Here is a 12,333-nt window from a genome sequence, read left to right as displayed (position 1 = left end):
AACAAAAAAGGCGTTGCGCCAGACGGGGTTACATCGCGCATCATGGGCACTTTCAAGCTCAAGGGTAACGTCCATGCGCGTTCTGTCATTGATGATGGGTCTTACGACGCTGGCCGCCAGTACGGTGTTCTGCGCCAGCGCGATGGCGAATGAAGAAAGTCAGTTGGTGCAACAGATCAACGAGTACCGCAGCCAGGTGCAGCGCTGCGGCGACCAGGGTTCCCAGGAACTGCCACCGTTGGCCAACGATACACGGCTGGTGCTGCCGGCCAATAACGTCGGCGACCTGCAGCAGGCCCTGGCCCGTGCCGCGTACCCGATGGTCAATGTGCAGGCGATCAGCCTGTCCGGGCCCAAGGACGCCCAGGCAGCCATGAAAGCCGTGCGCGAGAGTTTCTGCCGGGTGGTGCTGGACCCGCAATTCGTCGACATCGGCGTGAGCAACAGCGGCCAGGACTGGCGCATCGTGCTGGCCCGCCCGTTGCTGTCCAGCGGCCTGGGCGATTGGCAAACCGAAGGCCGCAAGCTGCTCGACCTGATCAATGCCGCCCGCACGCAACCGCGCCAGTGCGGTACCCAGGCGTTTACCGCGACCACGCCATTGTCGTGGAACGAGGCGCTGGCCGGGGCCGCCAACAGCCACACGCGCAACATGGCCAACGGCAATTTCTTCGACCACCTGGACCACGACGGCCGCACGCCTGGCGACCGCGCGGAACTGGCCGGGTATATCGCGAAGAACATCGGCGAAAACATCGCCGCCGGCCTGGACACCCCGCGCAAGGTGGTCGACGGCTGGCTCGCCAGCCCAGGTCATTGCGCCAACCTGATGAACCCGCAGTTTCGCGAATTGGGCTCGGCCTATGCCATGGACCCGAAGAGTGACGCGGGCATCTACTGGACCGCTTTATTCGGCACGCAGTAAGGGTTGGGCAATCGCCCGCCCCCCGGCCTTCGCTCTTTCAAACGAATACAGCATCAAAATGCCATCTAGCGGATAATCGTGCTGAACTGGCAGCGACCAGACAGGTCTGTAGCTTTACGCCACATCCTTGCGGGCGCGTTGAAGATTCCGGAATACAAGGTGTTCTCCCAATGATGAATTGGCTGCAAAGCAGCAGCGACATGGCTGAGCAAGTACGTCAGCATGATTGGGCCAATACGCCCCTAGGACCGCTGGAACAGTGGCCGGACGTGTTAAAGACCACCGTGGCGCTGTGCTTCGCCTCCAGCTTTCCCCAGGCGATTGTCTGGGGCCCGCAGCTGATCACGCTCTACAACGATGCGTTTATCCCGATCCTGGGCAGCAAGCCCTACGCGTTGGGGCGCCCGTTCAACGAAGTGTGGGCCGAGGTGTGGGATGACGTCAGCCCCATCGCCAACGCCGCCTTCGAGGGCCACGCCACCTATATCGAAAACTTTCCCCTGGTGATTGAACGCGGCCCGAGGCGGGAGCAGGCGTACTTCACCTTCTGCTACAGCCCGATCCGCGATCCCCAAGGCAAGGTGGTCGGCATGCTCGACACCGTCACCGAGACCACCGCCACGGTGTTCCTGGCACGCCGCCTGGCGGTGCTGGACGCCATCGGCAACGCGGTGGTCAACGCCGTCGATGCCGAAGCCATCATGACCAGCACGACCCGCTTGCTGGCCGAGCACCTGCAGGTGAGCAATTGCGCCTACGCCGACATGGACGCCGATGAAGACGGCTTTACCATTCGTGACAATTGGACCGCGCCCGGCTCGCCCAGCATCATCGGCCGCTACAGCCTGGCGGCGTTCGGCGAGATGGCCGTCAAATGCCTGCGCGCCGGCGAGCCCCTGGTGATCCACGACAATCTGCGCGAGTTGCCACCCGCAGAGTCCGCCACCTTCCAGGCCCTTGGGGTGACGGCGACGATCTGCATGCCGCTGATCAAGAACGGTCGCCTGACCGCCCTGATGGCCGTCCATGACAAAAACCCACGCGCCTGGTCACCCTACGACCTGGCCCTGTTGCGGGAAGTCACCGAGCGCTCCTGGGCGCATATCGAGCGCGTGCGTGCCGATGCCGATGTGCGCAAGGGCCTGGCGGCCTATGCCGAACTGAACACCACTCTCGAACAGCGCGTCGAAGAACGCACCCTGGCGCTGGCCAAGGCCGAAGCCGCGCTGCGCCAGTCGCAGAAACTCGAAGCCATCGGCCAACTCACCGGCGGCGTGGCCCATGACTTCAACAACCTGCTGACCATCATTCGCTCATCGGTGGACTTCCTGCGTCAGCCAGACCTGCCGGAACAGCGTCGCCAGCGCTATATGGGCGCAGTGGCGGATACCGTAGAGCGGGCGAGCAAGTTGACCAGCCAATTGCTCGCCTTTGCCCGCCGCCAACCGCTGAACCCGGAAGTCTTCGACGTGGGCCAGCGCGTACAGAACATCGGCGAGATGCTGGAGAGCGTCACAGGCGCGCGTATTCATGTACGTGTCGAGATGCCTTCGCAGGCGTGTTTTGCGCGGATTGATGCCAGCCAGTTTGAAACCGCACTGATCAACATCGCCCTCAATGCACGGGACGCAATGGAGGGCCAGGGCACCCTGACCCTGAAGGTCCTCGGGGCACAGCCGTTGCCCCACATTCGCGGCGACGCCGGGTCGGGTAAGGCGTATGTCGCCATTTCGCTCGCCGATACCGGCCCCGGCATTCCCGAAGACACCGTCGAACGCATTTTCGAGCCGTTCTTCACCACCAAGGCGGTGGGTAAAGGCACCGGCCTGGGCCTGTCGCAAGTCTTCGGCTTCGCCAAGCAGTCGGAGGGCAATATCGATGTGACCAGCACGCCTGGCCAAGGCAGCGTATTCACCTTGTATCTGCCCCAGGTCGAAGCCGAAGCAGCGCCGCCCCCCTGCGAGGAAACGCTGGCGTCGTCCCACGACACATCACAGTGCCGGGTGCTGATTGTGGAGGACAATCTGGAGATCGGGCGGTTTGCCAGCCAGATTCTTCAAGACCTGGGCTACCAGGCCAGCTGGGTGACCGATGCCGAACAGGCCCTGACCCTTGCGGGGCACGATGGGAGGGCCTTCGATGTGATCTTCTCCGACGTGGTCATGCCCGGTATCACCGGCGTCGCCATGGCCAAGCTGCTGCGCCAGCGTCGAGCGGACCTGCCGGTGATACTGACCTCGGGCTACAGCGAAGAGCTGGCCGATAATGGCTATGACGGCTTCGAGTTCCTGCCCAAGCCTTACTCTGCCGAGCAGGTTTCGCGGGTATTGATCAAGGCCATGCACAAGGATTGAGCAGCGCCCTACTCCGCCACGGCCACTTGGTTGCGGCCCAATGCCTTGGCCCGGTACAGCGCTTTGTCGGCGCTGTTCATCAGGCCGTGCAGGTCCTCGTCCACGGCATGGGTAAACGCCACCCCAAGGCTGGCTGACAGCCCCTTGACCGGCTCGGCGGCCAAACCGGCTATAGCCTTGATCAGGTCCTCGGCAATATTGCGCGCGGTGTCCAACGACGTATTGGGCAACAACACGGCAAACTCTTCGCCGCCCAAGCGACCATACACATCGGCCTTGCGGAACGACGCACTGATCACCCCGCCAATCTGGCGCAAGACCTGATCGCCGGCCTGGTGCCCATAGGTGTCGTTGATTTGCTTGAAGTGGTCCATGTCCATCATCAGCGCGCACAGCGGCTGCTGGTTATGACGGCATTGCGCATACAGCAATTGCGCATGTTCGAAAAACGCCCGGCGGTTCATCAGGCCGGTCAGCTCATCGGTCTGTGCGGCACGGGTCGAGATGTTATGGGCCCGTTCCATTTGCCGGGTCAGGCGAAAGGCTTTCTCCAGTGCATCGGACAACTTGCGCGTGGCACTGGCCACAAACGTGGAAAACACCAGGACCGCGATGCCGATACCCACTTGCATCGATGTCGGCTGGAACAACAGCCACAGGGTGCACGGCAGCAACACCAGACCGATGGACACCAGGGTCATATAGCGATAGGCCGAATAACACGACACGGCACTGACCGACATCCCCACGGTGAACAGCATCACCAGCGCCTGGGACAACCGATCATCGGGGGGCATCAGCGCGAGTGCCCCAGCCCCCCAAATGCTCGCGGACAGTACCAGCGTGACCCAGTAGCGGCGCTCCCAGCGATCCGGGGTGCGTTCGCTGTTGGGGCAGCGGAACCAGTCCAGGAACATCTTGACCCGCAGCAGCGACGACGCGCCCAGCACCACCAGCCACACCACCATGAACGTGTGATCGAAGCGCTCCCAGCACAGCCAGCAGAGCATGGCGGCTGCCATGTAGCTGCCGAAAATGGCTGCAAATGACTGGCGAAACAACTGGTGCAAACGGTCGGTTCGCACCTGTGCCTCTATAAAGCAATCCTGATCCCGCCCATGCCCAAGGCCATTCATGAAATTCGCCTGATTCGACTGCCATGACAAAGGCGCCATTGTGGCACCCTGCCACCAGCGTGGACAACTGAATCCAGCAGGGTAGAGCCTTTAACTCCCGTCAGGCCGCAAAATCAGCACCCCCAACGGCGGCAGGTTCAACGACAGTGACACCGGTTGCCCATGGCGTGGCTCATCCTCGGTGAACACGCCACCGCCATTGCCGTAATTGGAACCCGCGTAGGTATCGGCGTCACTGTTGATCACCTCGCTCCAACGCCCACCGAACGGTACGCCCACCTTGTAGGCCTCACGGGGCACCGGGGTGAAATTGGCCACCACCAGCACCGGCTTACCGTCCTTGCTCCAGCGTAGCCAGGCGTAGACGCTGTTGATCGCGTCGTCGCCGATCAGCCACTGGAACCCCTGAGGCGCATCATCCTGCTCGTGCAGCGCCGGCTCTTCGCGATACAGGCGGTTCAAGTCACCCACCAGCTTTTGCACGCCTTTGTGCTCGGCGTACTGCAGCAAGTACCAGTCCAGTTGCTGGTCGTGGTTCCACTCGCGCCACTGGCCGAATTCGCAGCCCATGAACAGCAGCTTCTTGCCCGGATGCATCCACATGAACGCCAGGTAGGCGCGCAGGTTGGCAAACTTCTGCCAACGGTCGCCCGGCATCTTGTCGATCAGCGAGTGCTTGCCGTGCACCACTTCATCGTGGGAAATCGGCAGGATGAAGCGCTCGGACCACGCATACACCAGGCCGAAGCTCAGCTCGTTATGGTGATGGGCGCGATAGACCGGATCCTGCTGGATGTAATGCAAAGAATCGTGCATCCAGCCCATGTTCCACTTGTAGTTGAAGCCCAGGCCGCCCTGTTGGGTGGGCTGGCTGACGCCGGGCCAGGCGGTGGACTCTTCGGCGATCACCAGGGCGCCGGGCGCTTCCAGTGCCACCACGTCGTTCAAGTGGCGCAGGAAATCGATGGCTTCCAGGTTCTCGCGCCCGCCATGGCGGTTGGGCACCCATTCGCCGGCCTTGCGCGAATAGTCGCGGTACAACATTGACGCCACAGCGTCCACGCGCAGCCCGTCAATGTGGAAGTGTTTGAGCCAATGCAGTGCCGAGGCCAGCATGAAGCCGTGGACCTCAGTGCGGCCCAGGTTGTAGATCAGCGTGTCCCAGTCCTGGTGGAAGCCTTCCAGCGGGTTGGCGTATTCATACAACGCAGTGCCGTCGAATTGCGCCAGGCCGTGGGTGTCGGTGGGGAAATGCGCCGGCACCCAGTCGAGGATCACGCCGATATCGGCCTGATGGAGCGCGTTGATGAAATAGGCGAAGTCCTCCGGCGAGCCAAAACGCGCCGTCGGTGCGAACTGTGAAAGCGCCTGGTAACCCCACGAACCGCCGAACGGGTGTTCCATGATCGGCATCAATTCGACGTGGGTGAAGCCCAGTTGCTGCACATACGGCACCAACCGCTCGGCCAGCTCGCGCCAGGTGTATTGGCGCGCTACTTCGCCGGCCTCGTCCAGCTCGCACTGCCAGGAGCCCACATGCAACTCGTAGATCGACAGCGGCGCCGTGGCCTTCTGTCGCTCGACCCGCGCTTGCATCCACTCATGGTCCTGCCAGTCCACCTGCAACGGCGCGGCGACTTTCGAGGCGGTATCGGGTGGCAACTGGGTCGCCAGCGCCATCGGGTCGGCCTTGAGCGGCAGAATCCCGTGGGCGCCGAGGATTTCGTACTTGTAGGCGGCGCCAGGTTGCAGGCGGGGAATGAAGATCTCCCACACGCCCGACGGATGCCGCAGGCGCATCGGGTGGCGGCGGCCGTCCCAGATATTGAAGTCCCCCACCACCGAGACCCGCCGCGCATTCGGCGCCCACACGGCAAAACGCACGCCGTCTACGCCATCGACGCTGGTCACCTGGGCCCCCAGGCAACTGCTGAGGTCACGGTGGTTGCCTTCGGCGAACAGGTACAGGTCCATCTCCCCCAGCAACAGTTGCTGGAAGCTGTAAGGGTCTTCGGTGATCTGCTCGCCACCGGCCCACTGGATTTTCAGCAAGTACGCCTGGCGGGTGTTGAACTGCCCGACGAACAGGCCCGGCACCTGGGTCGCATCCAGGCTGCCGATCTGTTCACCGCCATCGCGGCTCAGCACCTGGACACTCAAGGCCTCCGGCAGGAACGCGCGGATAAATTGGCCGCCCTGCTCGTCATCGTGTGGCCCGAGAATGGAAAACGGGTCGTGGTGCTCGGCGCGCACCAGCGCTTCGACGTCCTTGGACGCCGGCATGGCTGTCAACTTCGGTTGCAGCGGTTCTTTATTCGTAAAGCTCATGACGTCTCCCCACCGCGTGCAGTGTTCGATTTAGATGTAATCCCGCTCAACAACCCGTGCAAGCCCCGCAGGGGCACCGGCAACCAAGTCGGGCGGTTTTCCGCTTCGTACGCTACCTCATACGCGGCCTTCTCCAGGCTGAACAACGTCAGCGCGGCGTCCTGGCCCTTGGCATCCTGCCAGTCATGCGCCAGTGTAGACGCAGCGGCCTGATAAGCCTGGATAAATGCCTGGCGGGCCTCTTTCAGGTAGCGATCGGTCACGCGCCTGCGCGCCTGGTCCGCTGCGGGCGAGTGATCCACCCCTTGTACGTTCAAGGCCATGGCCGCCGCGTAGTCAAAGGAGCGCAACACGCCGCTCACATCTTTATACGGGCTGTGCTTGCCGCGCCGTTCATGCAGCGGCCGCGCCGGTTCGCCTTCAAAGTCGATCAGGTAGGCATCGCCCTTCACCACCAGCACCTGGCCCAGGTGCAAGTCACCATGAACCCGAATGCGCAGCCCGCCCAAGGTGGCTTTCGCCAGCGCCTGGACATGCGCGCCGATGGCTTTTTTCTGCGCCAGCAATTCACTGACCAGCGCCTGATCGGCAGGGTTCAATTGGCTTTGATGCAGCTTGAGCAATTGCAATGCACGGTCGATCTGCGTCCCAACGTCCTTGGCCCAGGCTTGGGTATCCTTGGCGCTGGTCGGTTCGGGGTTGAAGTCCTTATTGGTCGTGTTGGCACCCAGTACCCCGTGCATTTCACCCAGGCGCTGGCCGAGCAGCCCGGCGAAGTCCGCCAGCTCGCCCAATGCGTTGTAATGCTGTTCCTGTTCGGAGATGGCCTCGGCCAGTTCATCGCGGATGGCACGTTCCAGATTGTTCTGGGTCCAGCTCCATGCGTCACCCTGGTTGCTCAAGTAGCCCTGGGCGATCATCAGCAGGTTGTCCTCGCCTGCGCCATCATGGCGAATCACCGAACCCATCAGCGGCGAGATATTCGGGTAACCCGCCTGCGTCAGGTACGCGCTCATTTCCAGCTCCGGGTGCACCCCGGCGCTGACTTTGCGGATCAGCTTGAGCACCAGGCTCTCGCCCACCACCACCGAGCTGTTGGACTGCTCGGCAGACAAGTAACGTACCGGCGACTCGTCCGTCAGTTGCAGCGTGTCCAAGTGTGGCGTGGCTTCAAAACGCAGGTCGCCGTCGCTGCCGTTTAACACGGTACCGGCCTGCAGGCCTTGGATCACCGCGCGGATAAAGTGCTCCAGGCTGAAGGCGTCCGTCACCAGGCCGACCTGACGCACCCGCCGTACCCGGGCCAGGGCCAACTGTTGCGGCAAGGCGCTGGTGAACTGGTCTTCGCCAAGAAAACCGAACGGCAGCTGATAACGGCTGACCTGGCCACCGGCGGTCACCTCAAGCTCGCTGAGCAAGACCGGGTGCTGGGGGTCGCCAAAGCGCACACCGTAGGCGATGCGCACGCTGTCGATGGCGGTGTCCTTGCCGGCAAACCAACGGCGCTTGGGCAGCCAGGCGGGCAGCGAGGTCTGTTCGAGGGCGGTGCGACACGGTTCGTCGAGCAGCTCTTCCATGCGTTTTTTCAATACCAGGGTGGTGAAGTCCGGCATGCTTTGCGCCGGCTCCACGTGCCAGCTGGGCATCTGGTTTTCCGCCGCCAGCACGAACCAATAGAAGCCATACGGCGCCAGGGTCAGCAGGAAATTCAGTTGGCCGATGGGCGGGAACGCATTGCCGCCGAGCATCTCCACCGGGACCATGCCAGCAAAGGCCGACAGGTCCAGCTCGGCCGCCTGGGCGCTGCGCGAGACGTTGGCCACACACAGGATGATTTCGTTGCGCCCGTCTTCGCCGGTGAATTCGCGGGTATACGCCAGGATGCGGCGATTGCTTGGCGAGAGCATTTTCAGGCTGCCGCGCCCAAACGCCTTGGACTGCTTGCGCACCGCCAGCATGCGGCGGGTCCAGTTCAACAGTGAGTGCGGGTCCTGGGCCTGGGTTTCGACGTTGACCGACAGATAGCCGTATTGCGGATCCATGATCGGTGGCAGCACCAGGCTGGCCGGGTCGGCGCGGGAGAAACCGCCGTTGCGGTCAATGGACCATTGCATCGGCGTGCGCACGCCATCGCGGTCGCCGAGGTAGATATTGTCGCCCATGCCGATTTCGTCGCCGTAATACAGGGTCGGCGTGCCGGGCATCGACAGCAGCAGGCTGTTGAGCAACTCCACACGGCGGCGGTCGCGCTCCATCAAGGGCGCCAGGCGCCGGCGAATGCCCAGGTTGATGCGTGCGCGGCGGTCAGCAGCGTAGTAGTTCCACAGGTAGTCGCGCTCTTTATCGGTGACCATTTCCAGGGTCAGTTCGTCGTGGTTGCGCAGGAAGATCGCCCATTGGCAGTTGGCGGGGATCTCCGGGGTCTGGCGCAGGATATCGGTGATCGGGAAGCGATCCTCCTGGGCCAGCGCCATGTACATGCGCGGCATCAGCGGGAAGTGGAACGCCATGTGGCACTCATCGCCGTCATCGCCCTTGCGGTCGCCGAAATACAGCTGCGTGTCTTCCGGCCACTGGTTGGCCTCGGCGAGCAGCATGCGGTCGGGGTAATGGGCGTCGATCTCGGCGCGGATCTGCTTGAGGACGTCGTGGGTTTCCGGCAGGTTTTCGTTGTTGGTGCCATCGCGCTCGATCAGGTAAGGGATGGCGTCCAGGCGCAGGCCGTCGATGCCCATGTCCAGCCAGTAGCGCATCACCGACAGCACGGCTTTCATCACCTGCGGGTTGTCGAAATTGAGGTCCGGCTGGTGGGAATAAAAACGGTGCCAGAAGTACTGGCCGGCGACCGGGTCCCATGTCCAGTTGGACTTTTCGGTGTCGAGGAAAATGATGCGGGTGCCGTCGTATTTCTGGTCGTCATCGGACCACACGTAGAAGTCCCGCGCCGCCGAGCCCGGCTTGGCCTTGCGTGCCCTCTGGAACCACGGGTGCTGATCGGAGGTATGGTTGATCACCAGTTCAGTGATGACCCGCAACCCGCGTTTGTGGGCTTCGGCGATAAAGCGCCGGGCATCGGCCATGGTTCCGTAGTCGCTGTGCACGCCCCGGTATTCGGCAATGTCATAGCCGTCATCGCGGCGTGGCGAGGGGTAGAACGGCAGCAGCCAGATGGTGTTGACACCCAGGTCGGCGATGTAGTCGAGCTTGGCGATCAGGCCGGGAAAATCACCGATGCCGTCGTTGTTGGAGTCGAAATAGGATTTGACGTGAACCTGGTAGATCACTGCGTCCTTGTACCAGAGCGGGTCTTTGATGAAGGTGGCAGCCTTGGGTTTCTTCGCCATTGGAAACTCCTGAAATACTCGAAAAATCGTGCAGACTGAACCGGGTCAATGTGGGAGGGGTTTGCCCCCTCCCACATGTTGCTCTTCACCAGGCTCAGGAGGTGCTGATGCGCCAGATCCCGAACGGCATCTGCGGCTCCAGCCGCGTCCACTGGGTCTTGCCATACCAGGTCCAGCGGTGGCCGTTCATCAGGTCTTCGCCCTGGGTCTGCGCATCGTCCGGCAGGCCCAATTCCCACAACGGCAACTCAAAGTGGGCCTCCTGGGCATTGAACGGATCGAGGTTGACGGCTACGAGGATGAAGTTGCTGCCGTCCTCGCTGCGCTTGCCGAAGTACAGGATATTGTCGTTCCAGGCGTTGTAGAGCTTCAGGCCCAGGTGGGTCTGCAAGGCCGGGTTTTGGCGGCGGATGCGGTTGAGCTGGGCGATCTCGGCGATGATATTGCCGGGTGCGGTGAAGTCCCGAGGGCGAATCTCGTATTTCTCCGAGTCCAGGTATTCCTCTTTGCCCGGCACCGGTGCCGCTTCACATAGCTCAAAGCCCGAATACATGCCCCACAGGCCCGAGCCCATGGTGGCCAGCGCGGCGCGGATCAAAAAGCCCGGGCGCCCGGATTCATGCAGGAACCCTGGGTTGATATCCGGTGTATTGACGAAAAAATTCGGCCGGTAGCATTCGCGCCACGGCGACTCGTTCAATTGCGCCAGGTATTCGGCCAGTTCGGCCTTGGTGTTGCGCCAGGTGAAGTAGGTGTAGCTCTGGGAGTAACCGACCTTGCCCAGGCGCGCCATCATCGCCGGGGTGGTGAAGGCTTCGGCGAGGAAGATCACCTCGGGATGCTTTGCCCGTACATCGGCGATCAGCCACTGCCAAAAGGGCAGCGGCTTGGTGTGGGGGTTGTCGACGCGAAAGGTCTTCACGCCCTCTTCCACCCAGCCCACCACGATGTCGCGCAGTTCAGTCCACAGGCCTGGGATCGCATCCGCGGCATAGAAGTCGACGTTGACGATGTCCTGGTACTTCTTTGGCGGGTTCTCGGCATATTTGATCGTGCCGTCCGGGCGCCAGTTGAACCAGCCCGGGTGCTCTTTGAGCCACGGGTGGTCCTGGGAGCACTGGATGGCGAAATCCAGGGCGATCTCCAGGCCATGCTCGGCGGCGGCCTTGACCAGGCGACGGAAGTCTTCGCGGCTGCCCAACTGCGGGTGGATGGCCTCGTGGCCGCCGTCCTCGCTGCCGATGGCATAGGGGCTGCCCGGATCATCGGGGCCTGCGGTCAGGGAATTGTTCTTGCCTTTGCGGTGGCTGCGCCCGATCGGGTGGATCGGCGGGAAGTACAGCACGTCGAACCCCATGTCATGGATCATCGACAGGCGCGAGTGCACGTCGTTGAACGCACCGTGGCGGGCCGGATCGTCGGTGATCGAACGGGGAAACAGCTCGTACCAACTGGCAAATTGCGCCGCCTCGCGCTCCACATCAATCGGGTAGACGGTGCTGATGCTCAAGTAGGCGCGGTGGTCGGCCTGGGTCATCAGGTGTGCACTGTCTTCGTGCAAAAACAGCGCGACCTGCTCGGTTTCCAGCAAACCGGAGAGTTCGTGGTGCAACAGCATCAGGCGGTCACGCAGTTCGTTGTCGCTGCGTTCGGCGGCCTGCAGCACCAGGCTGCGGCCTTCCTGCAACTCCAGGCTGACCGGCACCCCGGCTTCATGTTTTTTGCGCAGTTCATAGCAGAAGCTGGCGTAGGTATCGATCCAGGCCTCGATGCAGTATTCGTGAGGGCCCTGGACGGTGACGGTAAACGCCCCTTCCCAGCCATTGTTGCCCACGTCGTTCATGACCACGCTGTGCCAGCTTTCGTCATGCAGCGGGCGCCAACGGATCAATACGGCCAGCTTGTCGTGGCCATCGGCGAATACCTTGCTGGTGACGTTGACCCGCTGGCCCACCACGGCCTTGACGGCAAATTCGCCGCCGTCGATCACGGGTGAAGTGCTTTCGATCGCGATCCTGGGCAGCAACAGCGCCTGGGACAGCGGCAATATGGAGTCTTCTGGAGCCAGTGTTTCAGCAGTCATCGAGCATCTTCCCCTTACGCCCTGTGGACGCTCTTTGCTTGATCCGAATTCCGATACGGCAGCGCTCTCCCTGAGCAGGGCCGCTATAGGTCCGAGCCTGGGCCAAGGTTAAAAGTTCAGCTGGATGTTCCGCCATTGGGCGGGGAATCAATTGGCCCCGGTG

At 62.3% G+C, this 12,333-nt stretch carries 6 protein-coding genes; 2 read left to right on the top strand and 4 right to left on the bottom strand.

Annotated features, from left to right (window positions below; all coding sequences use genetic code 11):
• The first annotated feature begins 73 nt into the window (after positions 1–73).
• A complete protein-coding gene (locus F6S08_RS14675) occupies positions 74–925 on the top strand; it encodes a CAP domain-containing protein (RefSeq protein ID WP_065927834.1) in 852 nt (283 codons plus the stop codon).
• A gap of 170 nt (positions 926–1,095) precedes the next feature.
• Positions 1,096–3,279: a GAF domain-containing protein gene (locus tag F6S08_RS14670; RefSeq protein ID WP_315871795.1), complete on the top strand. Its 2,184-nt coding sequence runs from the start codon at positions 1,096–1,098 to the stop codon at positions 3,277–3,279.
• 8 nt (positions 3,280–3,287) lie between these two features.
• Here F6S08_RS14670 and F6S08_RS14665 read toward each other — a convergent pair whose 3' ends face one another.
• From F6S08_RS14665 to F6S08_RS14650, 4 genes are all read right to left on the bottom strand, one after another.
• On the bottom strand, positions 3,288–4,454 hold the full coding sequence (locus F6S08_RS14665) for a sensor domain-containing diguanylate cyclase (protein ID WP_065927836.1): 1,167 nt from the start codon (positions 4,452–4,454) through the stop codon (positions 3,288–3,290).
• Between the two features lie 51 nt (positions 4,455–4,505).
• Positions 4,506–6,743, bottom strand: coding sequence for a 1,4-alpha-glucan branching protein GlgB (glgB, locus tag F6S08_RS14660; protein WP_065927837.1), 2,238 nt, complete (start codon positions 6,741–6,743; stop codon positions 4,506–4,508).
• A complete protein-coding gene (gene treS / locus F6S08_RS14655) occupies positions 6,740–10,087 on the bottom strand; it encodes a maltose alpha-D-glucosyltransferase (protein ID WP_065927838.1) in 3,348 nt (1,115 codons plus the stop codon). Before treS ends, glgB begins: the two co-directional genes overlap by 4 nt.
• Positions 10,088–10,181: 94 nt before the next feature.
• A complete protein-coding gene (locus tag F6S08_RS14650) occupies positions 10,182–12,170 on the bottom strand; it encodes an alpha-1,4-glucan--maltose-1-phosphate maltosyltransferase (protein ID WP_315871794.1) in 1,989 nt (662 codons plus the stop codon).
• Between the last annotated feature and the right edge of the window lie 163 nt (positions 12,171–12,333).

The organism is Pseudomonas sp. JV449, from assembly GCF_032424295.1.
Lineage (GTDB): Bacteria > Pseudomonadota > Gammaproteobacteria > Pseudomonadales > Pseudomonadaceae > Aquipseudomonas > Aquipseudomonas marginalis.
This window is presented reverse-complemented; position numbering and strand designations above follow the sequence as displayed.